At 70.3% G+C, this 24204-nt stretch carries 21 protein-coding genes; 15 read left to right on the forward strand and 6 right to left on the reverse strand.

Annotated features, from left to right (window positions below):
• Positions 1 to 9: 9 nt before the first annotated feature.
• Positions 10 to 2856: a phosphoenolpyruvate carboxylase gene (gene ppc / locus R0232_RS09290; RefSeq protein ID WP_093348623.1), complete on the reverse strand. Its 2847-nt coding sequence runs from the start codon at positions 2854 to 2856 to the stop codon at positions 10 to 12.
• 95 nt (positions 2857 to 2951) lie between these two features.
• Between ppc and hemC the strand changes: the two genes are divergently transcribed.
• Genes hemC through R0232_RS09310 form a run of 4 tightly spaced genes read left to right on the forward strand, consistent with a single transcriptional unit; the run spans position 2952 to position 7081 of the window.
• Positions 2952 to 3878, forward strand: a complete 927-nt coding sequence (gene hemC, locus R0232_RS09295) for a hydroxymethylbilane synthase (protein ID WP_431511924.1) — start codon at positions 2952 to 2954, stop codon at positions 3876 to 3878.
• A gap of 14 nt (positions 3879 to 3892) precedes the next feature.
• Positions 3893 to 4669, forward strand: a complete 777-nt coding sequence (locus R0232_RS09300) for a uroporphyrinogen-III synthase (protein WP_431511925.1) — start codon at positions 3893 to 3895, stop codon at positions 4667 to 4669.
• On the forward strand, positions 4666 to 5766 hold the full coding sequence (locus R0232_RS09305; RefSeq protein WP_093348629.1) for a uroporphyrinogen-III C-methyltransferase: 1101 nt from the start codon (positions 4666 to 4668) through the stop codon (positions 5764 to 5766). Before R0232_RS09300 ends, R0232_RS09305 begins: the two co-directional genes overlap by 4 nt.
• Before the next feature lie 16 nt (positions 5767 to 5782).
• Positions 5783 to 7081, forward strand: a complete 1299-nt coding sequence (locus R0232_RS09310) for a heme biosynthesis protein HemY (RefSeq protein ID WP_431511926.1) — start codon at positions 5783 to 5785, stop codon at positions 7079 to 7081.
• A 7-nt stretch (positions 7082 to 7088) separates the two neighbouring features.
• On the opposite strand, the gene R0232_RS09315 is transcribed toward R0232_RS09310, so the two are convergent.
• The gene (locus R0232_RS09315) at positions 7089 to 8633 is read right to left on the reverse strand and encodes an MFS transporter (protein WP_431511927.1); all 1545 of its coding nucleotides are present in this window, start codon (positions 8631 to 8633) and stop codon (positions 7089 to 7091) included.
• 144 nt (positions 8634 to 8777) lie between these two features.
• Between R0232_RS09315 and R0232_RS09320 the strand changes: the two genes are divergently transcribed.
• A complete protein-coding gene (locus tag R0232_RS09320) occupies positions 8778 to 9641 on the forward strand; it encodes a LysR family transcriptional regulator (protein WP_208513641.1) in 864 nt (287 codons plus the stop codon).
• 46 nt (positions 9642 to 9687) lie between these two features.
• On the opposite strand, the gene R0232_RS09325 is transcribed toward R0232_RS09320, so the two are convergent.
• A complete protein-coding gene (locus R0232_RS09325) occupies positions 9688 to 12939 on the reverse strand; it encodes an Rne/Rng family ribonuclease (protein WP_431511928.1) in 3252 nt (1083 codons plus the stop codon).
• A 559-nt stretch (positions 12940 to 13498) separates the two neighbouring features.
• On the opposite strand from R0232_RS09325, the gene R0232_RS09330 reads away from it, so the two are divergent.
• Genes R0232_RS09330 through R0232_RS09345 form a run of 4 tightly spaced genes read left to right on the forward strand, consistent with a single transcriptional unit; the run spans position 13499 to position 16708 of the window.
• Positions 13499 to 14563 carry an RluA family pseudouridine synthase gene (locus tag R0232_RS09330; RefSeq protein ID WP_208513642.1) on the forward strand — a complete coding sequence of 355 codons (1065 nt, stop codon included), beginning with the start codon at positions 13499 to 13501 and terminating at the stop codon, positions 14561 to 14563.
• The gene (locus R0232_RS09335; RefSeq protein WP_093348645.1) at positions 14556 to 15236 is read left to right on the forward strand and encodes an HAD family hydrolase; all 681 of its coding nucleotides are present in this window, start codon (positions 14556 to 14558) and stop codon (positions 15234 to 15236) included. The genes R0232_RS09330 and R0232_RS09335 overlap by 8 nt, the downstream gene beginning before the upstream one ends.
• A gap of 17 nt (positions 15237 to 15253) precedes the next feature.
• Complete coding sequence (locus tag R0232_RS09340; RefSeq protein WP_431511929.1) at positions 15254 to 15622, forward strand: Rieske (2Fe-2S) protein; 369 nt, start codon at positions 15254 to 15256, stop codon at positions 15620 to 15622.
• A 42-nt stretch (positions 15623 to 15664) separates the two neighbouring features.
• Entirely contained in the window at positions 15665 to 16708 is a 1044-nt protein-coding gene (locus R0232_RS09345) for a S49 family peptidase (RefSeq protein ID WP_093348650.1), read from the forward strand.
• Between the two features lie 7 nt (positions 16709 to 16715).
• Here the strand turns inward: R0232_RS09345 and R0232_RS09350 are convergent, their stop codons facing one another.
• Genes R0232_RS09350 through R0232_RS09360 form a run of 3 tightly spaced genes read right to left on the reverse strand, consistent with a single transcriptional unit; the run spans position 16716 to position 19215 of the window.
• Entirely contained in the window at positions 16716 to 17870 is a 1155-nt protein-coding gene (locus tag R0232_RS09350) for an MFS transporter (RefSeq protein ID WP_431511930.1), read from the reverse strand.
• A 2-nt stretch (positions 17871 to 17872) separates the two neighbouring features.
• Entirely contained in the window at positions 17873 to 18637 is a 765-nt protein-coding gene (locus R0232_RS09355; protein ID WP_208513643.1) for an SAM-dependent methyltransferase, read from the reverse strand.
• Positions 18634 to 19215 (reverse strand): Maf family protein, encoded by a 582-nt coding sequence (locus R0232_RS09360; protein ID WP_431511931.1) that lies wholly within the window; start codon positions 19213 to 19215, stop codon positions 18634 to 18636. The genes R0232_RS09355 and R0232_RS09360 overlap by 4 nt, the downstream gene beginning before the upstream one ends.
• An 83-nt stretch (positions 19216 to 19298) precedes the next feature.
• Between R0232_RS09360 and R0232_RS09365 the strand changes: the two genes are divergently transcribed.
• The 6 genes from R0232_RS09365 to fabG all read left to right on the forward strand — a co-directional run bounded on the left by R0232_RS09365 (position 19299) and on the right by fabG (position 24151).
• Positions 19299 to 19859: a YceD family protein gene (locus R0232_RS09365; protein WP_431511932.1), complete on the forward strand. Its 561-nt coding sequence runs from the start codon at positions 19299 to 19301 to the stop codon at positions 19857 to 19859.
• Between the two features lie 177 nt (positions 19860 to 20036).
• A complete protein-coding gene (gene rpmF / locus R0232_RS09370; RefSeq protein ID WP_057592299.1) occupies positions 20037 to 20219 on the forward strand; it encodes a 50S ribosomal protein L32 in 183 nt (60 codons plus the stop codon).
• Between the two features lie 61 nt (positions 20220 to 20280).
• The gene (gene plsX / locus R0232_RS09375) at positions 20281 to 21369 is read left to right on the forward strand and encodes a phosphate acyltransferase PlsX (RefSeq protein WP_208513645.1); all 1089 of its coding nucleotides are present in this window, start codon (positions 20281 to 20283) and stop codon (positions 21367 to 21369) included.
• 12 nt (positions 21370 to 21381) lie between these two features.
• Complete coding sequence (locus R0232_RS09380; protein ID WP_093348663.1) at positions 21382 to 22359, forward strand: beta-ketoacyl-ACP synthase III; 978 nt, start codon at positions 21382 to 21384, stop codon at positions 22357 to 22359.
• Positions 22360 to 22421: 62 nt separating this feature from the next.
• Positions 22422 to 23375, forward strand: a complete 954-nt coding sequence (gene fabD / locus R0232_RS09385; RefSeq protein WP_431511933.1) for an ACP S-malonyltransferase — start codon at positions 22422 to 22424, stop codon at positions 23373 to 23375.
• 32 nt (positions 23376 to 23407) lie between these two features.
• Positions 23408 to 24151, forward strand: coding sequence for a 3-oxoacyl-ACP reductase FabG (fabG, locus tag R0232_RS09390; RefSeq protein ID WP_057592295.1), 744 nt, complete (start codon positions 23408 to 23410; stop codon positions 24149 to 24151).
• Positions 24152 to 24204: the final 53 nt, after the last annotated feature.

The raw sequence follows: 24204 nt of genomic DNA on the forward strand, positions 1-24204 counted from the left end.
CGCGCCTCCTCAGCCGGTGTTGCGCAGGCCCGCGGCCACGCCGTTGATCGAGATGTGGATGCCGCGCTGCAGCCGCTCGCCGCCGTCGCCCGCGCGGTAGCGCCGCATCAGCTCGACCTGCAGGTGGTGCAGCGGGTCGATGTAGGGGAAGCGGTGGCGCACCGAGCGCTGCATCTCGGCATTGCCCTCGAGCCGCTGCTTGGCGCCGGTGATCAGCGTGAGCGCGTCCGAGGTGCGGTGCCATTCGGCATCGATCATCGAGAACACCTTCTGGCGCAGCTTGCGGTCGCTCACCAGTTCGGCATAGCGCGAGGCCAGCGCGAGGTCGCTCTTGGCGAGCACCATGTCCATGTTCGACAGCAGCGTGCGGAAGAAGGGCCACTGCGCGTACATGCGCTGCAGCAGCGCCTGGCGCTCCTTGCGGCCCGCGGCATTGCCGGCGGCCGCGAGGAACTGCTCCACGCCCGCGCCGAAGCCGAACCAGCCCGGGATGGTGAGGCGGCACTGGCCCCAGCTGAAGCTCCAGGGCACGGCGCGCAGATCGTCGATCTTGTGGCTGGGGTTGCGCGAGGCGGGGCGCGAGCCGATGTTGAGCTCGGCGATCTCGCGGATCGGCGTGGCGCTGAAGAAGTATTCGCCGAAGCCCGGGGTCTCGTAGACCAGCTTGCGGTAGGCGGCCATGCTCGCGCTCGAGAGTTCGCCGGCCGCCGACAGGAAGGTGGCGGGCGCCGACTTGCCCTGCGGCAGCAGCGTGGCCTCGAGCGTGGCGGCCACCAGGGTCTCGAGGTTGCGCCGGCCGATCTCGCGGTTGGCGTACTTCGAGCCGATGACCTCGCCCTGCTCGGTCAGGCGGATCTGGCCGCGCACCGTGCCGGGCGGCTGCGCGAGGATCGCCTGGTAGCTCGGGCCGCCGCCGCGTCCCACCGTGCCGCCGCGGCCATGGAACATGCGCAGGCGGATGGGGTTGGCCTTCTTCTTGTTGAGCTCGTCGAACAGCGCCACCAGCGCGATGCCGGCGCGGTAGAGCTCCCAGTTGCTCGTGAAGATGCCGCCGTCCTTGTTGCTGTCGCTGTAGCCGAGCATCACGTCCTGCTCGGCGCCCGAGCGCTCGATCAGCGCCTGGATGTTCGGCAGCGCATAGAAGGCACGCACGATCGGCGCGGCATTGCGCAGGTCCTCGATGGTCTCGAACAGCGGCACCACGATCAGGTCGCAGGTGGCGTCCTTGTCCATCGCGCCGCGCAGCAGTCCCACTTCCTTCTGCAGCAGCAGCGCCTCGAGCAGGTCGCTCACGGTCTCGGTGTGGCTGATGATGTAGTGGCGGATCGCCGCGTTGCCGTAGCGCGCGCGGGCCACGCGCGCGGCCGCGAAGATCGCGAGCTCGCTGCGGGCGAGCGGCGAGTAGTCGGCATCGGGCACGCGCAGCGGGCGTGCGTCGTCGAGCAGCTTGAGCAGCAGCGTCTGCTTGGCCTCCTCGGCCAGCGATGCATAGGCGGGCTCGATGCGCGCGGTGGCCAGCAGCTCGGCGATCACGGCCTCGTGCTTGTCGGAGCTCTGGCGCAGGTCGACCGTGGCGAGGTGGAAGCCGAACACCTCGACCGCGCGGATCAGCGGCTTGAGGCGCGGCGCGGCCAGCAGGCTGCTGTGCTTCTCGCCGAGCGAGTCGTCGATGGTGCGCAGGTCGGCCAGGAACTCCTCGGCCGAGGCGTAAGGGTTCTGCGGCGCCACCGCGTGGCGCGCGGCCTCGCCGCCCGTGAGCTCGCGCAGCGTCGCCGCGAGCCGCGAATAGACACCGGTCAGCGCGCGGCGGTAGGGCTCGTCCTTGCGGTGCTCGCTGGTGTCGGGCGAGCGCTCGGCCAGCGCCTGCATCTCGACCGACACGTCGATCAAGGTGGCCGACAGCGAGAGCTCGCCGCCCAGGTAGTGCACTTCGGTGAGGTAGTGGCGCAGCGCCAGTTCGGCCTGCCGGCGCAGCGCGTACTCGAGGGTCTCGGCCGTCACGTTGGGATTGCCGTCGCGGTCGCCGCCGATCCACTGGCCCATGCGCAGGAAGGTCGCGACCGAGGGCGTCTGGCCGCCCTGTGCCAGCGCCTTCTCGAGGTCGGCATAGACGCGCGGGATCTCGCGCAGGAAGGTGGCTTCGTAGTAGCTCAGCGCGTTCTCGATCTCGTCGGCCACGGTGAGCTTGGAGAAGCGCAGCAGGCGCGTCTGCCACAGCTGCGTGACACGGATGCGGATCTGGGCCTCGTTGTCGGCGAATTCGAGCGGCGACAGCGCGTCGGTGCCGCCGGCATAGGCCTGCTGGCGCAGGCGGATCTCGTCGCGCGTGGTCAGCAGCTGCGCGATGGCGCGCTCGGCGTCGAGGATGCTCTTGCGCTGCACCTCGGTCGGGTGCGCGGTGAGCACCGGCGACAGATAGCTGTGGGCCAGCGTGGCGACGATCTCGTCGGGCTTCACGCCGGCCTTGCGGATGCGCGCCAGCGCGGTCTGCAGGTCGCCGTCGGCGCTCTCGCCGGCGCGTTCGGCCTCGGTGCGGCGGCGGATCAGGTGGCGGTCTTCGGCCAGGTTGGCCAGGTGGCTGAAGTAGCTGAAGGCGCGGATCACGCGCACCGTCTCGGCCGCGGTCAGGCTCTTGAGCAGGTTCTTGAGCGCGCGGTCGGCGGCCTGGTCGGCATCGCGGCGGAAGGCCACCGACAGCGTGCGGATCTTCTCCACCAGTTCATAGCTCTCCTTGCCCTCCTGCTCCCGGATCACGTCGCCGAGGATGCGGCCCAGCAGGCGGATGTCGTCGATCAGCGGCTGGTCTTCGGCTTGCCTGCGCTTCGGTGGGGCGGCAGGGGTCTTGCTGGCTTTCATTCGATGGTGTTCCTGGAGACTTGGAGTGCTGTTGGAATGGAGCTTCGCCGCCGTTGCTGCGGCGCAACATGCTAGCATCCCGCCGGTTTCTGTTCATGTACTTTTCGGGGGCGGTTTTGAGCAATATCGTGATTGCCACGCGCGAAAGCCGGCTGGCCTTGTGGCAAGCCGAGCACGTGCAAACGCTGTTGCAAGAAAAAGGCCATTCGGTCCGCCTGCTGGGCATGACCACGCGCGGCGACCAGATCCTCGACCGCACCTTGAGCAAGGTCGGCGGCAAGGGCCTGTTCGTGAAGGAACTCGAGCTCGCGCTCGAGGAAGGGCGTGCCGACATCGCGGTCCATTCGCTCAAGGACGTGCCGATGGAGCTGCCCGAGGGCTTCGTGCTGGCCTGCGTGCTCGAGCGCGAGGACCCGCGCGACGCGCTGGTGTCGCCGCGCTATGCCTCGCTCGACGAACTGCCGCAGGGCGCCGTGGTCGGCACCTCGAGCCTGCGCCGCGTGATGCTGCTGCGCGCGCGCCGGCCCGACCTGCGCATCGAACCGCTGCGCGGCAACCTCGACACCCGGCTGCGCAAGCTCGACGAGGGCCAGTACGACGCCATCGTGCTCGCCGCCGCGGGCCTCAAGCGCCTGGGCCTCGAGGACCGCATCCGCATCGCCTTCGAGCCCGAGACCATGCTGCCGGCCGCGGGCCAGGGCGCGCTGGGCATCGAGGTGCGCGCCGACCGCGCCGACCTGATCGCATTGCTGGCACCGCTGTCGCACCGCGGCGACTGGCTCGCCACCGCCGCAGAGCGCGCCGTGAGCCGCGCGATGGGCGGCAGCTGCTCGATGCCGCTGGCCGCGCATGCGCGCTGGCAACCCGACGGCAGCCTGCGCATCGACGCCGCCTGGGGCGATCCCGAGGGCGCCGAGCCGATGCTGCAGGTGAGCGCGCGCGCCGACGCCGGCGATCACGCGCAGGCCGATGCGCTCGGGTTGCACGCGGCCTCGCTGCTGCGCGACGCGGGCGCCCACTGAAACGCGTGGGGACCGTGGCGACGACCGCAGCGCCGACCGTCCTCGTGACGCGACCGGCGCGCGAGGCGCCGCCTTGGATCGATGCACTGCGCGACGCGGGCTTCGACGCACGCGCGCTGCCCTTGATCGAGATCGCGCCGATGGCCGATGCCGCGCCGCTGCGCGCGGCCTGGAACGAGCGCCATGCAGCGCGGATGTTCGTGAGCGCCGCGGCGGTCGACCGCTTCTTCGAAGCCAACGCCGGCACCGCGCTGCAAACAGGTTGCCGCTTCTGGGCCACCGGCCCCGGCACCGCGCGCGCGCTGCAACGGAACGGTGTTCCGCCCGAGGCCATCGACACCCCCGCGGCCGACGAAGGCCGCTTCGATTCCGAAGCCCTGTGGGCGATCGTGGGGCCACGGGTCGTGCCCGGCCTGCGCGTGCTGATCGTGCGCGGCGGCGATGCGCAGGGCCGGCCCGCGGGCCGCGACTGGCTCGCGCAGGCGCTCGACGATGCGGGCGCGCGGCGCGACACGGTGGTGGCCTACCGCCGGCTCGCGCCCGTGCTCGACGGCGCGCAGCGCCGGCTGGCCGAGCAGGGCGCCGCGGGCCGCGCGCTCTGGCTCTTCAGCAGTTCCGAGGCGATCGCCAACCTGCGCGCCGCGCTGCCGGCCATCGATTGGCGGGTCGCGCGCGCCATCGCCACCCACCCGCGCATCGCGCAAGCCGCGCGTGGCGCGGGTTTCGGCACGGTGCGCGAGAGCGCGCCGCTGCTGGAAGCGCTGGTCGCGTCGATAGAATCCCTCGCATGAGCGCCGTGCCTCCGTCCGACGAGTCTTCTTCCGCCTCCGCCGCACCCCAGGCACCCGTGCCGGCTCCGCTGACGACTTCTTCCCAATCTCCCGCCGCCCTCGCCGCGGCCGCCACCACCCTGACGCGCATCGGCCTCGGCCTGCTGGCGCTGGTCTCGCTGGGCGCCTTGCTGACGTCGATCGCGCTGTGGCAGAAGGTCGGCAACATGAAGGAACAGCTCGCGCGCCAGAGCAGCGAGGCGCTGATGCAGTCGCTCGAGGCGCGCACGCTGGCGCGCGAGGCCAAGGACACGGTGCGCGACACCGCCGCGCGCGTGGCGCTCACCGAGACCCGCGTCGCCGAGGTCGCGCTGCAGCGCTCGCAGCTCGAGGAACTGATGCAGAGCCTCTCGCGTTCGCGCGACGAGAACCTGGTGGTCGACATCGAATCCACGCTGCGGCTCGCGCTGCAGCAGGCGCAGGTCACGGGCAGCGTCGAGCCGCTCCTGGCCGCGCTGAAGGCCGGCGACCTGCGCATCGCGCGCGCCGCCCAGCCGCGGCTGGCGCCGCTGCAGCGCGCCATGCAGCGCGATGCCGACCGGCTGCGCAGCACCGCCAGCGCCGACGGCGGCGAGGCGCTGCAGAAGCTCGACGAACTGATGCGCGGCGTGGACGACCTGCCGCCGCTCAACGCGGTCGCGATGCGCGGCACCGGCCTCAATGCCTGGCAGTCCGACCCGGTGCCGGCCGACGCGCCCTGGTGGGAGCGCGCGCTGCTCACGGTGCGCAACGAGGCGCGCTCGCTGGTGCGCGTGGGCCGCATCGAGCGGCCCGAGGCGATCCTGCTGGCGCCCGACCAGACCTACTTCCTGCGCGAGAACCTCAAGCTCAAGCTGCTCAACGCGCGCCTGTCGCTGCTGTCGCGCCAGGTCGACGTCACGCGCACCGAGCTCGCCAACGTGGCGGCCTCGCTCAACCGCTATTTCGATCCCGCGTCGCGCCGCACGCAGACGGCCGCCACGCAGTTGCAGCAGCTGCAGGCGCTGGTGAAGACCACCGAGCCGCCGCGCATCGACGACACGCTCGCCGCCCTGGCCACCGCCGCGGCCGGCCGCTGAGAGGGCAGGGCTTTCCATGCGCGCCGCACTCTGGCTCCTCGCGCTGTTCGCCGTCGCCGCGGCGGTCGCGCTGTTCGCTGGCAACAACCAGGGCACGATCACCGTGTTCTGGCCGCCCTGGCGGGTCGACCTCTCGCTCAACCTCGTGCTGGTGATCCTGCTGACGCTGTTCGTGCTGCTGCATGCGGCGCTGCGCGCGCTGGCCGCGCTGTTCTCGCTGCCGACCCAGGCGCGCCAGTGGCGCATGCAGCAGAAGGAACGCATGCTGCATTCGGCGCTGCTCGATGCGATGGTGCAGCTGATCTCGGGCCGCTTCTCGCGCGCGCGCAAGGCCGCGCAGGCCGCGCTCACGCAGGAGAAGACCCTGGCCGCGCTCGGCGCCAGCCTGCCGCAGGCGCAGCAGGTGCGCGTGCTGTCGCACCTGCTCGCGGCCGAGAGCGCGCAGGCGCTGCAGGACCGCCCGGCGCGCGACGCCCATCTGCAGCAGGCACTCAACGAGAGCGCCGACCGCAACCTGCTGGCCAGTCCCGAGACCCGCGAGGGCGTTCAACTGCGCGCCGCGCGCTGGGCGCTCGAGGACCGCGATCCGGCCGCCGCGCTCACGCGACTGGAGGAGCTGCCGCAGGGCGCGCAGCGCCGCACGCTGGCGCTGCGGCTGCGGCTGAAGGCCGCGCGCCAGGACCGCCGCACGCTCGAGGCGCTCGAGACCGCGCGGCTGCTGGCCAAGCACCGCGCCTTCTCGGAGGCCGCGGCGCAGAGCATCGTGCGCGGGCTCGCGACCGAGCTGCTGTCGGGTGCGCACGATCCGGCGCAGCTGCTGCGCGCCTGGTCCGAACTCGAGACGGTCGAACGCGAGATGCCCGAGGTCGCCATCCATGCCGCGCAGCGCATGGTGCTGCTCAAGGGCGACCTGCCGGTGGCGCGCAACTGGCTGCTGCCGGCCTGGGAGCGCATGGTGTCGCTGCCGCGCGGCCTCGGCGACGCGTTGCGCGTGAAGCTCGCGCTGGCGCTCGAGGCGGGGCTCGACTCGGTCGATGCCGACTGGCTCGCGCGCATCGAGAGCGCCCAGCGCAACAACCCGCGCGATGCGAACCTGCAGTACCTCGCGGGCATGGCCTGCATGAAGCGCCAGCTCTGGGGCAAGGCGCAGCAGCTGCTGTCGCAGGCCGGCATGGGGCTGCAGGACCCCGAGCTCTACCGCCGCGCCTGGCTCGCGCTCGCGCAACTGGCCGAGGACCGCGGCGATGCCGAGCAGGCCGCGCTGGCCTGGCGCAACGCGGCGCAGATCGAGAACCACCCGGTTTCGCTGCGCTAGACCGTCCTCAGGGGCGCGAGGCGCAGGCGACCGTGGGCCGCCTGCTGCCGCCGTGGAAGGCCAGCGCGCTCAGCGCCGCGAGCACCCACACGCCGAGCGCGCCGTAGAGCATCACCCCGCCGAAGCCCTGCAGCAGTGCGCCGTGGGCGATCGCGCCCGAGGGATCGAGCGCGGCGAGCGCCGGAAACTCCGGGTGCAGCGTCGCGAGATGGCCGGCCGCGATCCGTTCGGCGAGCGCGGGCAGCGACGGCGCCAGTTCCGGCAGCGCGCGGCGCAGCGCGGCCCCGATGCCCGCGAGCAGCAGGAAGCCCATCAGCGCGATGTTGATCGCCAGCGTGATGAGCCGCGCGCTCATGTCGATGCCCGAGGCCATGCCGGCGCGGCTCGCGGGCACCGAGCCGGTGGTGGTGTTGGTCACCGGCGTGTTGATCACGCCCAGGCCGAGGCCCGCCAGCAGGCAGCCCGGCAGCAGCGTGAGCCAGCTCGCCTCGGCGACGCCGCTGCCCCAGCGCATCAGCAGGAAGCCCGCGCCGATGGCGAACAGGCCGGCCGGGATCACGAGGCCGGCGCGAAAGCGCGCGGCGAGCCGCTCGCCCAGCGGCGGCGCGACCAGGGTCGGCAGCGTGTAGGCCAGCAGCGCCGTGCCGGCCTGCACCGCGTCGTAGCCCAGGCCGGCCTGGAAGTAGATCGGCAGGTAGATCATGAAGGGCCAGAAGCTGAAGTTCATGCCGACCGAGCCGAGGATCGCGCCCGAGAACGCGCGGATGCGGAACACCGAGAAGTCGAACATCGGATGGGCGCGGCTTCGCTCGATCGCGACGAAGGCGGCGAAGCTCGCGGCCGACGCGCCGAGCAGGGCCAGGCCCGCGGCGCTCGCGAAGCCGAGCCCGGGCCCCTGCGTGATGTAGCCCGTGAGGCCGAGCACCGCGAGCGACAGCGTGACGATGCCCGCGAGGTCGAGCCGCTTCGCCTCGGGGTCGCGCGACTCGCCGATGCTGACGGCCGCCAACAGCCAGGCGATGGCGGCCAGCGGCGCATGGACCAGGAACACCCATTCCCAGCGCCACAGCGCGGCGATCGCGCCGCCGACGATCGGCCCGAAGCCCAGGCCGACGCCGAACACCACGCCCCAGATGGCGAAGGCCCGGCTGCGTTCGCGGCCCTCCTGGAATTGATGCGACAGGATGGCGATCTGGCAGATCAGCATGGTGCCGCCGCTCAGGCCCTGCAGGAAGCGCGCGCCGATCAGCAGCGGCGCGCTCTGCGCCAGGCCGCAGGCCAGCGAGGTGAGGCCGAACAGCAGCAGGCTGATCGCCAGCACGCGCTTGCGGCCATAGCGGTCGGCCAGCGTGCCGGCCGCCATCAGCACCGTGGTGCAGGCGATGGTGTAGGCATTCATGATCCATTGCATGGCCTCGAAGTCGGCGTGCAGCGTCTTCTCGAGCGTGGGCAGGATCACGGGAATGCTGGAGATCTCGAGGCCGAACATCGCGGCGACGAGGCAGAGGGCGACCAGCGCGAGGCGGTTGCGTGCGGTGGGTGAGAGGGTCATGGGGCGTCCGGTTGGCGCGGCGCGGCGAGGAGGCCGGCCGTGAGGAGCGCGATTCTGGGCAAAGGGTCTTCATGAGGGAAATGATTTAATTTCGTGAGATTCATTAATCTCTGTCACTACTCAAACGACCCGCCCACCCTCGCCATGGACTTCGATCCCACCCTGCTGCGCGCCTTCGTGGCCGTGAAGGAGACCGGCAGCTTCACGCGCGCCGCGCAGCGCCTGCATCTGACGCAGTCGGCCATAAGCCACCAGATCCGCCGGCTCGAGGAGCAGGTGGGCCGCGCGCTGCTGCACCGCACGACGCGCCGCCTCACGGTGACGGAGGACGGCGAGGATTTCCTGCGCTATGCCGAGCAGATCCTGACGACGCTCGATGCCATGACGCAGCGCTTCCAGCCCTCGCCGATCTCGGGCGTGGTGCGCTTCGGCGCGCCCGACAACTTCCTGGGCGAGCGCCTGGCGCCATTGCTGTCGCAGTTCGCGCGCGCCTTTCCGTCGGTGCGCATGGAGGTCTGCGTGAGCATGCACGTCGACCTGCGCGCGGCGATCAAGGCCGGCGAGCTCGACCTCGCGGTCGTGATGTCGCCGCCCGAAGTGGAGGAGGGCACGCGGCTGCGGCGCACGCAGCTGGTCTGGGCCGCGGCCGAGACCTTCGAGCCGCCCAAGGGAGGCTCGCTGCCGCTGGCCTTCTTTCCGAAGCCCTGCGTCTACCGGCAGGTGGCCGGCTCGGCGCTCGACCTCGCGCCGATCGACTGGCATGTGGTGTTCACCTCGGCCAGTCCGCAGGGCATTCGCGCGGCGGTGCTCGCGGGGCTCGCTGCGACGGTGATCACGCGCGAGGACGTGGAGCCGGGCATGAAGATCGTCGACGGCCGCTATGGGCTGCGGCCCTTGCCGAGCGTGGACTTCTCGCTGATCTGGAGCGAGAACGGCCACACGCCCTGTGCCTGCCGCTTCGGGCAGCTGATCCTCGAGATGCCGGGGCTGGTGGCGCCGGCCCCATGAAAAACGGCGCCCGAGGGCGCCGTCTTCATTGCACTCGAGCAGGTGCTCAGAGCGTGCGCTGCTCCGGCTGCGCTTCGCCAGCCGGTTGCTCGAACGGCAGCGTCATCGCGGCCAGTTCGCGGCGGGTTTCGACCAGCACCAGCGGGCCTTCGTCGAGCACGATCACCGGCGGGCGCTCGCGCGGCACGTGGACCGGCTTCGGCTCGGCGGCGATCGCGGCGCGCGCCTGCGCGATGCGTTCGGCGTCGGAGTTGACCCACTGCAGGCCCGAGCTTTGCGCGATCTGCGCGAGCTCGTCGAGCGGCAGCTCGAAGGACTGGACCTTCGGCAGCGCGCGGCCATTGGTGGCCGGTTGCGGCGCGCTCGCGCGTTCGACCACGATGGGTGCCGCGGGCGCTGCGGGTTGCTGCGGCTGCTCGAAGCGCGCTTGCGGCGCGGGCTCGCGCACCTGCGGTGCGGCGGCCGGGGCTTCGGCGACGACCGCGACGCTGTCGGCAGTCTCGGCGACCTGGGCCACCGCTTGCTCAGCGAACGGCTGCGGCTGGCGCGCGACGGGTGCGTCCTGCAGGTTCTGCGCCTCGGCGGGCGCGCCGTCGAAGGCGGCCACGGGTTGCGCTTCGCCTTCTTCGCGCGGTGCGCGTTCGCGGCGATCACGGCCGTAGCGGTCGCGCGAACGGCCGCGGCGCTCTTCGCCATCGCGGCGCGGTGCCTGCTCGGCGCCGTCCTGCGGTGCGGCTTCGCGGCCGGCTTCGGCGTCGGCCGATGCGGTGGCGGCGGCTTCGCCTTCCTCGTTGAAGCGCGGCTGGCCATCGTTGCGGCGCTCGCGGCGGCCGTCGTTGCGTTCGCCACGCGGGCCACGCTCTTCGCGGCCGTTGCGCGGTGCACGCTCGGTGCGTTCGCCCTGCGCGGCGTTGCCGTCTTCGCCGGCGGCTTCGCTGCGCGGCGCGTCGCCGTTCAGGTTGCGCTCGCCGCGTTCGCTGTTGCGTTCGCCACGTTCACCGCGCTCGCCGCGTTCACCCCGTTCGCGACGGGCGCGCGGTGCGCGTTCGCCGCCAGCCGTGCCTTCCTCGCCCGGCACCGCGTTCGGTGCGAGCTGCTGGGCTTCGAGGCTGACGCCTTCGAGCGCTTCGGCCGGCACGTTGCGGCCTTCGCCCTCGCGGCGTTCGCCGCGACCGCGGCGCTGATCGCCCTCGCGCGGCGGACGGCCTTCGCGGTTGTTCTCGCGCGGCTGGCCATCGGCGCGCAGCTCGGCGCTGCGGTTGTCGCGGCCTTCGCGACCTTCACGGCCCTCGCGACCGCCTTCGCGGCGCTCGCCATTGCGACCACCGCCACGGCGTTCGCCGTCGCGGTTGCCCGAACGGGCGCCGTTCTCGCCACGGCCTTCGGCATTGCGGCCTTCGCCGCCGCGGCCGCCACGGCGCTGTTCGCCGTCGCGTGCACCGCGCGATTCGCCATCGCGGCCCGGACGGCCGTCACGGCCTTCGCGGCGCGTCGGCTTCGGCGGCTCGACCGGAATCGCCGAGGGCGCGGGTGCCGGCGCGGCCGCCGGCGTGCCGCCGCCGAACCAGCTCTTGATGCGGGCGAAGAAGCCCAGCTCGGCCGGCGCGGGCGCCACCGCCACGGGCGGCGCGACCGGCGCGGGGGCGGCGACGGGCGCGCGCACCGGCTCGGGCTTGACCGGCACCACGGGTGCCGGCGCGTCGGGCAGCACGCCCTTGATGACCGGCGTCTGCTTGTTGGTGGGCTCCTGCGAGCGGCGCGTGACCGAGGTCGGGTCCTCGATCTCGTCAGCCATCTTGTAGCTGGCCTCGATGTGGTCGAGGCGCGGGTCGTCGTGCTTCAGGCGTTCGAGCTTGTAGTTGGGCGTCTCGAGCGTCTTGTTCGGCACCATCAGCACGCTCACGCGCTGCTTGAGCTCGATCTTGGCGATCTCGGTGCGCTTCTCGTTGAGCAGGAAGGACGCGACTTCCACCGGCACCTGCACGTGCACGGCGGCGGTGTTGTCCTTCATCGACTCTTCCTGAATGATGCGCAGGATCTGCAGCGCGCTCGATTCGGTGTCGCGGATGTGGCCCGAGCCGCCGCAACGGGGGCAGGGGATCGACGAGCCTTCGCTCAGCGCCGGCTTCAGGCGTTGGCGGCTCATTTCCATCAGGCCGAACTTGCTGATCGAGCCGAACTGCACGCGCGCGCGGTCCTGGCGCAGCGCGTCGCGCAGGCGGCTTTCGACTTCGCGGCGGTTCTTCGACTCGTCCATGTCGATGAAGTCGATGACGATCAGGCCGCCGAGGTCGCGCAGGCGCATCTGGCGCGCCACTTCGTCGGCGGCTTCGAGGTTGGTGCGGGTCGCGGTTTCCTCGATGTCGCCGCCCTTGATGGCGCGGGCCGAGTTCACGTCGACCGAGACCAGCGCCTCGGTGTGGTCGATCACGATGGCGCCGCCCGAGGGCAGCTGGACGGTGCGGGCGTAGGCCGACTCGATCTGGTGCTCGATCTGGAAGCGGCTGAACAGGGCGGCGTCGTCGCGGTAGCGCTTCACGCGGGCGGCATGCTCGGGCATGACGTGCGCCATGAACTGCTGCGCCTGGTCGTAGATGTCGTCGGTGTCGATCAGGATGTCGCCGATGTCGTGATTGAAGTAATCACGGATCGCGCGGATCACGAGCGAGGATTCCTGGTAGATCAGGAAGGCGCCCTTGCCGCCCTTGGCCGCGCCGTCGATGGCGGTCCAGAGCTTGAGCAGGTAGTTCAGGTCCCACTGGAGTTCGGGCGCCGAGCGGCCGATGCCGGCGGTGCGCGCGATGATGCTCATGCCCTTCGGGTACTCGAGCTGGTCCATCGCCTCCTTGAGCTCGGCGCGGTCGTCGCCCTCGATGCGGCGCGAGACGCCACCGCCACGCGGGTTGTTCGGCATCAGCACGACGTAGCGGCCGGCCAGCGAGATGAAGGTGGTGAGGGCCGCGCCCTTGTTGCCGCGTTCTTCCTTCTCGACCTGGACGACCAGTTCCTGGCCTTCCTTGATCACGTCCTGGATCCGGGCCTGGCTGGCCGAGACGCCTTCGGCGAAGTATTGCTTGGAGATTTCCTTGAACGGCAGGAAGCCGTGGCGGTCCTCGCCGTAGTCGACGAAACAGGCTTCGAGGCTGGGCTCGACGCGGGTCACGACGGCCTTGTAGATGTTGCCCTTGCGCTGTTCGCGTCCCTCGATCTCGATTTCGTAGTCGAGGAGCTTCTGCCCGTCGACGATGGCCAGGCGGCGTTCTTCGGCCTGCGTGGCATTGATCAGCATCCGCTTCATGATGCGTTGTCCTTATATGTATCGTTCTACCGGCCCTGGAGGGCCAACGATGCACGGACGACGCCCGCGAAACTTGGGGAATTGCCGCTTGGCTCCGGATGCTGGGTGCCGCGGCGCGCGAGCGCGAGCGGCCGTCTCGAGCGTCAGCTCGGTGACGACAGCCGGAGTGGGGGCGCGTGGATGGGGGCGAGCCCTTCGTGGTGCTGAGAGGCTGTCTTTTTGACAGCCCGTTGCGCAAGGGTGGCGCGCGGTTCTGGCGATTCGATGCCTGAGGCCGCTGGTCGGGACCAGGTCAGCCAGCGCAGGCATATTTGAATCAGCAGCATCAGCACAAAGGGACTCGCTTCGATCCGCCGGCAGCTGGAGGCTGCAGGCTGGTATTCCGTATCGGTGTTTCGTGGGTGTCGGCTTGACTTGGGCGTCTGGCCTGCCACTTTGCGCAGTTGCGCGGGGTTTGCAGGCTCGTCGCCAAAGCGGCATCGACCTCGCAGCGCCGCCGGGGTGTTTGACAGCAGTGCTCTAAACTTCTGTCTAATCAAGCACTTACACGACCGCGCTGGTGAAAAACATTATAGGTGCGAAGCAAGCCCCCGCGGCTAAGGAGTTTGCCGGAGAGCCGGCGGCCATCCGCTTCCTCACGATCGACGCCGAGTCGGCCGGGCAGCGCCTCGACAACTTCCTCTTCCGCCATCTGAAAGGCGTGCCGAAGACCCACGTCTACCGGATCATCCGGTCGGGCGAGGTGCGCATCAACAAGGGGCGGGCGCAGGCCGAGACCCGCGTCGAGACCGGCGACGTGGTGCGGCTGCCGCCGATCCGCGTGGCCGAACGCGCCGAGGAGGCTGCGAGCGCCGCGCCGGCGCGCGAATTCCCGCTGCTGCTCGAGGACGAGGCCGTGCTGGCCGTCGACAAGCCCGCCGGCGTGGCGGTGCATGGCGGCAGCGGCGTGAGCTTCGGTGTGATCGAGCAGCTGCGCACGGCGCGCCCGGGTGCGAAATTCCTCGAGCTGGTGCACCGGCTCGACCGCGAGACCTCGGGCATCCTGCTGGTCGCCAAGAAGCGCAGCGCGCTGGTGGCGCTGCAGGAGCAGTTCCGCGAGCGCGAGACCGGCAAGACCTACCTGGCGCTGGTCGAGGGCGCCTGGCCCGCCAACAAGAAGGTGCTCGACGCGCCGCTCGCCAAGTACCTGCTGCCCGACGGCGGCGCCGGTGCCGGCGAACGCCGCGTGCGCGTGGTGGCCAAGGACCATCCCGACGCGATGCGCGCCGTGACGCTGGTGCGAGCGCTGGCCACGCTGTCGCTGCCCGGCGATGCCACGCCGATGTCATTGCTCGCCGTCACCATCAAGACCGGCCGCACGCACCAGATCCGCGTTCACCTGGCGTCGGCCGGCCATCCGATCGCCGGCGACGACAAGTACGGCGAATCCGAGCGCCGGCGCGCGCTGCAGAAGCTGGGCCTCAAGCGCATGTTCCTCCACGCCTGGCGACTGCAGTTCAACCATCCCGCCACCGGCGAGCGTGTCGCGCTGCAGGCCGAACTGCCGCCCGAATTGCGCTCGCTGATGCCGCCCGCCGCGCTCGACGCGATGACACGACACCCCACGCCCACGACCCATGACTGACTCTGCAGACAACGCCCGTCCCCCGCGCTTCGACCTGATCGCCTTCGACTGGGACGGCACCCTCTACGACTCCACGCGGCTGATCGTGCGCTGCATCCAGGCGGCGGTGGTCGACGTCGGCGGCGCCAAGCCCAGCGAGGACGATGCCGCCTGGGTCATCGGCCTGGGACTGGCCGAGGCGCTGGCGCGTGCCGCGCCCGACGTGCCGAAGGAGAAGTACCCCGAACTCGGTGCCCGCTACCGCTACCACTACCTGCAGCACCAGGACGACATCGTGCTGTTCGGCGGCGTGCTGCCGATGCTCGATGCGCTGCGTGCGCGCGGCCACAAGCTGGCCGTGGCCACGGGCAAGTCGCGCCGCGGGCTCAACGAGGCGCTCAAGACGGTGGCGCTGCGCGACCGCTTCGATGCCTCGCGCACCGCCGACGAGACCTTCGGCAAGCCGCATCCGCGCATGCTGCTCGAGCTGATGGAGGAGCTCGAGGTGGCCCCCGAGCGCACGCTGATGATCGGCGACACCACGCACGACCTGCAGCTGGCGGTGAACGCGGGCTGCGCCAGCGTCGGCGTGAGCTACGGCGCGCACGAGCCCGACAGCTTCGCCGAGTTCAAGCCGCTGCACATCGCGCACTCGATCGCCGACCTCGAGGCCTGGCTGCTGGGCAACGCCTGACACGACAATCGCCTGCCATGAGCGAAGACAGCATTCCCCTGTGCAATGGCGCCGACCTGGTGGAGGGCAGCCAGGCCGTGCCTTTCGACGTGGTCTACGGCGGCGAGACCTGCCGCGCCTTCGCGGTGCGCTTCGAGGGCCAGCCGCACGCCTACCTCAACCGCTGCAGCCACGTGGCGATGGAAATGGACTTCCAGCCCGACCGCTTCTTCGACGACACCGGCCAGTGGCTGCTGTGCGCCACCCACGGCGCCGTGTACCGGCCCGACACCGGCGAATGCGCGGGCGGGCCGTGCCGCGGCGGCCTCGTGAAGATCGCGCTGAGCGAGCGCAACGGCGTGGTGCACTGGCATACTGCCTGGAACCTTCAACCCCTCAACTTCTAGCAAGCGCCGCGCTTCGCGACTGCCTGTTCGCCTGCCGCTTCCATGAACGACCAGAACCGCACCGATCCCCACGGTTTCGAGCCTTTCGAGCCGGCCCCGCCTTCTCTTTCGTCTTCGCCCGATCCCCAACGCACCATGTCCAACGATCCCACTCAGCGTCCCGGCTGGGAGCGCGCCACGCTCGAGAAGCTGGCTTTCGCGGCCCTCAACGAGCAGAAGTCCACGCGGCGCTGGAAGACCTTCACGCGGCTGGCCTGGCTGGCCTTCTTCATCTTCCTGGCCTGGTTCGCGCTGTCGCGCGGCGCGCCGAGCACCGCCAAGACCACGGCCCACACCGCGGTGGTCGAGATCAAGGGCGAGATCGCCAATGGCGGCGACGCCAGCGCCGAGTTCGTCGTGGCGGCCATGAAGTCCGCCTTCGAGGACGACGGCGCCAAGGGCGTGGTGCTGCTGATCAACTCGCCGGGCGGCAGCCCGGTGCAGGCCGGCATCATCAACGACGAGATCAAGCGCCTGAAGGCCAAGCACAAGAAGCCGGTCTATGCCGTGGTCGAGGAAACCTGCGCCTCGGCGGCCTACTACATCGCGGCCGGCGCCGACAAGATCTACGTCGACAAGGCCAGCATCGTGGGCAGCATCGGCGTGCTGATGGACGGCTTCGGCTTCACTGGCGCGATGGAGAAGGTCGGCGTCGAGCGCCGCCTGCTGACCTCGGGCGAGAACAAGGGCTTCCTCGATCCCTTCAGCCCGATGAACGACGCGCAGCGCGAACACGCGCAGAAGATGCTCGACCAGATCCACGAGCAGTTCATCAACGTGGTGAAGACCGGCCGCGGCGACCGCCTCAAGCTCGACACCCCGGGCCTGTTCAGCGGCCTGTTCTGGAGCGGCGAGCAGGCCGTGAGTTACGGCCTGGCCGACCAGCTCGGCAACGTCGACTACGTGGCGCGCGAGGTGATCAAGGCCGAGGAAGTCATCGACTACACCCGCCGCGACAACGTGGCCGAGAAGCTGGCCAAGAAATTCGGCGCCGCCATGGGCGACGCCACGATCCGTTCGCTGAAGTCGGTGCCCGCGCTGCGCTGAGGCGCAGTCAGTCGCCGCGCATGCCGGCCGCGGCGTAACGCGCCGAGGCCGCCAGCGCGACCGCGAACACCACCACCACGTAGAGCGCCGCCGTCAGCGAGGTGGCGCGCGCGATCAGCCCGATGACCGCCGGGCCCGCCATGAACCCCAGGTAGGCGATCGCCGAGACGGCCGCGATGCCGCGCGCCGGCTCCACGCCCGGCACCTTGGCCGAGGCCGCGAACAGGATCGGCACCACATTGGCAAAGCCGATGCCCACGCCCGCGAAACCCACCAGCGCGAGCCAGGGCCAGTCGGTGAGCAGCACCAGCGCCATCGCCGCCGCCGCCAGCAGGCCGCTGCCGCGCAGCAGCACCGCGGGCGCGAAACGGGCGCGCAGCGCATCGCCACCGAAGCGCGCCGCCGCCATGGCGGCCGAGAAGCTCGCGTAGGCAAGGGCGGCCTGCTGCTGCGGACTGCCCAGTTCCTGCTGCAGATAGAGCACGCTCCAGTCGTAGATGGCGCCTTCGGCGATCAGCCCCAGCGCCGCGAGCACGCCCAGCACCGCCAGCGCGCCGCGCGGCAGGCGGAAGCCGTGATCGGCCTCGGTGGCGCCGGCGGCCGTGGGCGGCTTCGGCAGCATGCGCGTGGCCGACAGCGCGACCAGCGCCACCATCGCCGCCGACACCAGCAGCAGGTGCGCCTGCGGGGCAAGGCCGGCCGCGAGCGCCGCGCTGCCGCTGGCCGCGCCGGCCATGCCACCGAGGCTGAACATGCCGTGCATGCCGCTCATCAGTGGCTTGCCGCCGTGCAGCTCGAGCTGCGCGGCCTCGGTGTTGATCGCCACGTCGAACACGCTGGTGACGAGGCCGAACACCGCCAGCAGGCCCAGCAGGGCGGCATAGCCGGGCATCGCGATCAGGCCGCAGAGCAGCAGCGCGTAGACGCAGCCGCACAGCGCGGCCATGCGCCGCGGTCCGTGGCGGCCGATCCAGCGGCCGGCGCTGGTCAGCCCGTACATCGCGCCGGCGCCGGCCGCGAGCATGGCGAGGCCGAGCTGGGCCTCGTCGATGCCGTAGTGCCCCTTGACCGTGGGCACGTGCACGCCCCAGGTCGCGAAGATGAAGCCCGAGGCGAAGAATTGCGCGCGCGAGGCCCAGCGCGTGGCCGCAGTCACGGCCATCGTCAGCGCCCGATCGCGAACACGGCGGGCAGGCGTTCGTCGACGCCGGCCGGCGGCTTGTTGGCGCGCCAGCCCTTGATCGTCTCGCTGCGCAGGTTCGCCTCGGCCAGCGTGAGGCCGCGCGCGACCGCCAGCCGCGTGTTGTGCTGCAGGGTCTGCACCAGCGCCTGCAGCAGGGCGGCGTTGCGGTAGGGTGTTTCGATGAACAACTGGGTCTGTCCGGTCTTGAGGGCCAGCGCCTCGAGTTCGCGGATGCGGCGCTGGCGCTCGTCGGCGTCCTGCGGCAGGTAGCCGACGAAGGCGAAGTTCTGGCCGTTGAGGCCGCTGGCGGCCAGCGCCAGCAGCAGCGAGACCGGGCCGATCAGCGGCACCACCGTGATGCCCAGGTCGTGCGCCGCGCGGGCCACCGACGAGCCCGGATCGGCCACGGCCGGCATGCCGGCTTCGCTGAGCAGGCCGATGTCGTGGCCTTCGAGCGCGGCGGCCAGCAGCGGGCGGGCGTCGAACTGGCCGGCGTGGTCGCCTTTCTTGTGCACTTCGCGCGGCAGTTCCTGGATCGCCTGCGCCTGCAGCGGCGCCGCCAGCGGTGCCACGGCGTCGATGCGCTTGAGGTAGGCGCGCGCGGACTTGGCGTTCTCGCAGATCCAGTGCGTGATGCCGGCGGCGGTCTGCAGCGTGCCGAGCGGCAGCGCGTCCTGCAGCGGGGCCTGGGTGTCGCAGCCGAAATCGAGCGGCGCCGGCACGAGGTAGAGCTTGCCGCGGCTCACAGCAGGTCGATCCCGGCGGCGCGCAGCATGCGGGCGGTGCGGATCAGCGGCAGGCCCACCAGGGCGCTGGGATCGTCGCTGTCGATGGCCTCGAGCAGCGCGATGCCCAGGCCTTCGCTCTTGGCGCTGCCCGCGCAGTCGTAGGGCTGCTCGGCCAGCAGGTACTGCTCGATCGCGGCGTCGCTGAGCTCGCGGAACACCACGCGCACAGGGGCCAGGTCGCGCTGGACAAAGTCGGTCGCCTGGCAGACGACCGCCACCGCGGTCTGGAAGATCAGTGTCTGGCCGCGCATGCGCCGCAGCTGGGCGGTGGCGCGCGCATGGTCGCCGGGCTTGCCGAGCGCTTCGCCGGCCAGGTCGGCCACCTGGTCGGAGCCGATCACCACGGCGTCGGGAAAGCGGGTGGCCACGGCGTTGGCTTTCTCGAGCGCGAGCCGGTGGGCCAGGGCCTGCGGGGTTTCGCCGGGCAGCGGCGTCTCGTCGACTTCGGGCGCATGCACCTCGAAGGGCAGGCGCAGTCGGGTGAGCAGCTCGCGGCGGTAGCGCGAGGTGGAGGCGAGGATCACGGTGCGTTGCATGCGGCGATTGTGAAGGAGGCCCAACAACCCCTTCGGGGTCGGCCCGACGGGCAAGCCGGCGTCGGCGCGCTAGACTGGGGCGGATGAAGAGAGAATTTGCCCCCGGCCGACTCGATGTTGCCGGTTTTGCCGCCGCGGCGGCCACCCTGTCCGCCGACGATCCGGTGCGCAACTACACCCGGCTGGTCGACGAGATGGCGGCCGAAGCTCCTTCCGATGCCGTGGTGCATTGGGAGGCCGATGGCGAGCAGCGCGTCGGCGCGGAAGGCCGTGAAGAACCCTGGCTGCACCTGACGGCCGAGGCCACCGTGCCGCTGGTCTGCCAGCGCTGCCTGTCGCCGGTCGACACGCCGGTGCAGGTCGACCGCTGGTTCCGTTTCGTGGCCGATGAAGAGACCGCGGCGGTTCAGGACGAGGAGTCCGAGGAGGACCTGCTGGTCGCGAGCCGCGATTTCGACCTGCACGCGTTGATCGAGGACGAGCTGCTGATGGAAATCCCGGTCATGCCGGTGCACGACGTGTGCCCGGCGCCGGTCCAGCTCTCGGCCGTCGATCCGGATTTCGAGTCGCCCGACAAGGAGCGCGAGAACCCCTTCGCCGTGCTGGGTGCGTTGCGTTCGCGCAAGCCCGGACAGGGCGATTAGCCCCATCCGGGCAGTCTGGGCTATAATCATGGGCTTCGCGCGCGCCGCCGTACGCAGCAGTGCAGATTTCGGAGAAGACTTTCGGGGCTTTCGGAATCTGGGCATGTCCTTCATGCCGCCTCACTGCTACAGCCTGAGCCCGCATCCTCTCACCCACCTTACCGTCCAGGAGCCATCATGGCCGTCCAGCAAAACAAGAAGTCGCCTTCCAAGCGCGGCATGCACCGTTCCCACAATGCCCTGGGCGTGCCCGGCATCGCCGTCGAGCCGACCACCGGCGAAACGCACCTGCGTCACCACATCAGCCCCAACGGTTTCTACCGCGGCCGTCAGGTGCTCAAGAACAAGTCCGAAGCCTGATTTCGCACTCCAAGGCCAAGGCCCGAAGCTACTTTTTTTGTAGCATCGGGCCTTTGTTTTGATGGCTACGCCTTCTTCTTCCCCGGCTTCCACTGCTGCGCCTTCGGCAATCACGCTCGCCGTCGATTGCATGGGGGGCGACCATGGCCCGCGCGTCACGCTCGCGGCCTGCCGTGCTTTTCTCGAGCGCCATCCCGAGGCCTCGCTGTTGCTGGTCGGCGCGCCCGATGCGCTGGCTGGCTTTGCCGCGCATCCTCGCGCCCGGATCGTTCCGGCCAGCGAAGTGGTCGGCATGGACGATCCGATCGAGATCGCGCTGCGCAAGAAGAAAGACTCGTCGATGCGGGTCGCGATCCAGCAGGTGAAGGATGGCGCGGCGCAGGCCGCGATTTCCGCCGGCAACACGGGCGCGCTGATGGCCATTGCGCGCTACCTGCTCAAGACGCTCGACGGCATCGACCGGCCCGCCATTGCGCCCCAGCTGCCGAACGCGAAGGGCGGCGCCACGACGGTGCTTGACCTTGGCGCCAACGTGGATTGCGATGCCGAGGACCTGCTCCAGTTCGCCGTGCTCGGCTCGGCATTGGTGTCGGCGCTGACCGGCAACGAGTCGCCCTCGGTCGGTTTGCTCAACGTGGGCGAGGAAGCGATCAAGGGCAGCGAAACGATCAAAAAAGCCAGCCAACTGCTGCGTACGGCTGCCAATTCCAAGGATTTGAACTTCTACGGCAACGTGGAAGGCAACGACATCTTCAAGGGCACGACCGACATCGTGGTCTGCGACGGTTTCGTCGGCAATGTGGCGTTGAAGGCCAGCGAGGGCGTGGCTTCGATGATTGGCGAGTTCATCCGCGTCGAGTTCTCGCGAAGCATCTTCACGAAGATTGCTGCCATCGTGGCTTATCCGGTCCTAAAAGCGTTCAAGAACAGGTTGGATCATCGCCGCTACAACGGCGCGGCGCTGCTGGGCCTGCGTGGACTGGTTTTCAAGAGCCACGGTTCGGCCGACGAGACGGCTTTCGGCCATGCGCTGGATCGCGCTTATGATGCCGCTCGCAACAACCTGCTCGACCGCGTTCGGGCCCGTATCGCCCACGCCGCGCCTTTGCTTGCGCGGCAGGAATCGGCGGCGACGGCCGACGCGGTCTAGCTTCACGTTTTGATGAGCCCATATTCACGCATCACCGGCACCGGCAGCTATCTGCCGCCGCGCCGGGTGACCAACGACGATCTCGCCAAGGAACTGGCGGCGCGCGGCATCGAGACCTCCGATCAGTGGATCGTCGAGCGCACCGGCATCCATGCGCGCCATTTCGCGGCGCCCGACGTGGGCAGCAGCGACCTGGGCCTGCATGCCGCCCGCCACGCCCTCGAGGCGGCGGGACGCAAGGCCAGCGATGTCGACCTGATCATCGTGGCCACCTCGACCCCCGACATGGTGTTCCCCTCGTCGGCGGCCATCCTCCAGAACAAGCTCGGCATCGCCGGCTGCCCGGCTTTCGACGTGCAGGCCGTGTGCAGCGGCTTCGTCTATGCGCTGACCGTGGCCGACGCCATGATCCGCACGGGCAGCGCACGCTGCGCGCTGGTGATCGGCGCTGAGGTGTTCTCGCGCATCCTCGATTTCAACGATCGCACCACCTGCGTGCTGTTCGGCGACGGCGCCGGCGCGGTGGTGCTGGAAGCCAGCGACGAGCCCGGCATCCTGGCGACCGACCTGCATGCGGACGGCAAGCATGTCGGCATTCTTTGCGTGCCCGGCCACGTGTCGGGCGGCAACGTGCTCGGCACGCCGCTGCTGCACATGGACGGCCAGGCGGTCTTCAAGCTCGCGGTGCGCGTGCTCGAGGAAGCCGCGCGCGCCACGCTGGCCAAGGCCGGCAAGACCGAGGCCGACATCGACTGGCTGATTCCGCACCAGGCCAACATCCGCATCATGGAAGGCACGGCCAAGAAGCTGAAGCTGCCGCGCGAGCGGCTGGTCGTCACCGTCAACGAGCACGGCAACACGTCCGCAGCCTCGATTCCGCTGGCGCTCGACGAAGCGGTGCGTTCCGGCAAGGTGAAGAAGGGTGAAACCCTCATGCTCGAAGGCGTGGGTGGCGGTTTCACCTGGGGCGCGGTGCTGCTGAATCTGTAGTAATTAGTGGGCGAGACAGCCGGTCCTGCCTAGGCGGGCCGCGCGACGTGACGCATACAACAATGAAATCCTTTGCTTTTGTCTTTCCGGGTCAGGGTTCGCAGGCGGTCGGCATGCTCGATGCCTGGGGCGATCACCCGGCCGTGGCCGAAACGCTGCGCGAAGCTTCCGAAGCGCTCGGCGAAGATATCGGCGCGCTGATCAAGACCGGCCCGAAGGAAACGCTGGCGCTCACCACCAACACCCAGCCCGTGATGCTGGTGGCCGGTGTGGCCGCCTGGCGCGCCTGGCTGGCCGAAGGCGGCGCCACGCCGTCGGTGGTGGCCGGCCATTCGCTCGGCGAATATTCGGCACTGGTGGCATCGGGCGTGCTGACGCTCGCGCAGGCGGCGCCGCTGGTGCGCTTCCGCGCCCAGGCGATGCAGCAGGCCGTGCCGGTCGGCACCGGCGCCATGGCCGCCATCCTCGGGATGGAGGCTGCCAAGGTCATCGCCAACTGCCAGGAAGTCACTGCCTCGTTCGGCGCCGGCAGCGCCGAAGTGGTGGAAGCCGTGAATTTCAACGACCCGATGCAGACCGTGATCGCGGGCAGCAAGGCGGCGGTCGAGAAGGCCTGCGAGACGCTGAAGGCCAACGGCGCCAAGCGCGCGCTGCCGCTGCCGGTGTCGGCCCCGTTCCATTCGAGCCTGATGAAGCCCGCGGCCGAAGCGCTGCGCGAGAAGCTGGCCTCGGTGACGCTGGCCGCGCCGCAGATCCCGGTGCTCAACAACATCGACGTGGCGGTCGAGACCGATGCCGACCGCATTCGCGACGCACTCGTGCGCCAGGCCGCCGGCCCGGTTCGCTGGGTCGAAAGCGTCCAGGCCTTGAAACTGCGCGGTGTAGCCGCCATCATCGAGTGCGGTCCGGGCAAGGTGCTGGCCGGCATGGCCAAGCGCATCGCCCCCGAGCTCGAAGCCGCGTCGGTGTACGACCCGGCCACGCTCGCCGACGTTCGACAATCGCTCGCCGGCTGACCGGTGCCAGGCCCAGAGACCTCTTTCTTCTTATGAGCATTCCCAAATTCGAAGGGCAAGTCGCCCTGGTCACCGGCGCATCGCGCGGCATCGGCGCGGCCATCGCCCTGGAGCTCGCGCAGCGCGGCCTCAAGGTGGTCGGCACCGGCACCACGGAAGAGGGCGCGTCCAAGATCACCGCCATGCTCAGCGCCTACGACGGCCGCGGCCGCGCGCTGAACGTGAACGACGGCGCGGCCGTCGAGGCGCTGATCGACGAGATCGTGAAGGCCTACGGCGCGATCCACGTGCTGGTCAACAACGCCGGCATCACGCGCGACACGCTCGCGATGCGCATGAAGGACGACGACTGGGATGCGGTGCTCGACACCAACCTGAAGGCCGTCTTCGGCCTGTCGCGCGCCGTGATCCGCCCGATGATGAAGCAGCGCTACGGCCGCATCATCAGCATCACCAGCGTGGTCGGCGCCTCCGGCAATGCCGGCCAGGCCAACTACGCGGCCGCCAAGGCCGGCGTGGCCGGCATGACGCGCGCACTGGCGCGCGAGCTCGGCAGCCGCAACATCACGGTCAACTGCGTCGCCCCCGGTTTCATCGAGACCGACATGACGGCCAGCCTGCCCGAAGCGCAACAACAGGCGCTGCTGCAACAAATCCCGCTGGGCCATCTGGGCAAGCCCGCCGACATCGCGCATGCGGTGGCGTACCTCGCATCTCCCCAGGCCGCCTACGTGACGGGGCAGGAACTGCACGTCAACGGCGGCATGCACATGTAGCCGCAAGGCGCAAGCTTTTCGTCGTGCCGGGCCTGCGGGGAAGCTCGCAATCC

Source organism: Variovorax sp. DAIF25 (assembly GCF_050711835.1).
Taxonomy (GTDB): Bacteria; Pseudomonadota; Gammaproteobacteria; order Burkholderiales; family Burkholderiaceae_C; genus Variovorax.

Coding starts and splice junctions, on each gene's coding strand:
- ppc (WP_093348623.1), bottom strand. CDS start 2,856: ATGAAAGCCAGCAAGACCCCTGCCGCCCCACCGAAGCGCAGGCAAGCC.
- hemC (WP_431511924.1), top strand. CDS start 2,952: ATGTACTTTTCGGGGGCGGTTTTGAGCAATATCGTGATTGCCACGCGC.
- R0232_RS09305 (WP_093348629.1), top strand. CDS start 4,666: ATGAGCGCCGTGCCTCCGTCCGACGAGTCTTCTTCCGCCTCCGCCGCA.
- R0232_RS09310 (WP_431511926.1), top strand. CDS start 5,783: ATGCGCGCCGCACTCTGGCTCCTCGCGCTGTTCGCCGTCGCCGCGGCG.
- R0232_RS09315 (WP_431511927.1), bottom strand. CDS start 8,633: ATGACCCTCTCACCCACCGCACGCAACCGCCTCGCGCTGGTCGCCCTC.
- R0232_RS09320 (WP_208513641.1), top strand. CDS start 8,778: ATGGACTTCGATCCCACCCTGCTGCGCGCCTTCGTGGCCGTGAAGGAG.
- R0232_RS09325 (WP_431511928.1), bottom strand. CDS start 12,939: ATGAAGCGGATGCTGATCAATGCCACGCAGGCCGAAGAACGCCGCCTG.
- R0232_RS09335 (WP_093348645.1), top strand. CDS start 14,556: ATGACTGACTCTGCAGACAACGCCCGTCCCCCGCGCTTCGACCTGATC.
- R0232_RS09340 (WP_431511929.1), top strand. CDS start 15,254: ATGAGCGAAGACAGCATTCCCCTGTGCAATGGCGCCGACCTGGTGGAG.
- R0232_RS09345 (WP_093348650.1), top strand. CDS start 15,665: ATGAACGACCAGAACCGCACCGATCCCCACGGTTTCGAGCCTTTCGAG.
- R0232_RS09350 (WP_431511930.1), bottom strand. CDS start 17,870: ATGGCCGTGACTGCGGCCACGCGCTGGGCCTCGCGCGCGCAATTCTTC.
- R0232_RS09360 (WP_431511931.1), bottom strand. CDS start 19,215: ATGCAACGCACCGTGATCCTCGCCTCCACCTCGCGCTACCGCCGCGAG.
- R0232_RS09365 (WP_431511932.1), top strand. CDS start 19,299: ATGAAGAGAGAATTTGCCCCCGGCCGACTCGATGTTGCCGGTTTTGCC.
- rpmF (WP_057592299.1), top strand. CDS start 20,037: ATGGCCGTCCAGCAAAACAAGAAGTCGCCTTCCAAGCGCGGCATGCAC.
- plsX (WP_208513645.1), top strand. CDS start 20,281: ATGGCTACGCCTTCTTCTTCCCCGGCTTCCACTGCTGCGCCTTCGGCA.
- R0232_RS09380 (WP_093348663.1), top strand. CDS start 21,382: ATGAGCCCATATTCACGCATCACCGGCACCGGCAGCTATCTGCCGCCG.
- fabD (WP_431511933.1), top strand. CDS start 22,422: ATGAAATCCTTTGCTTTTGTCTTTCCGGGTCAGGGTTCGCAGGCGGTC.
- fabG (WP_057592295.1), top strand. CDS start 23,408: ATGAGCATTCCCAAATTCGAAGGGCAAGTCGCCCTGGTCACCGGCGCA.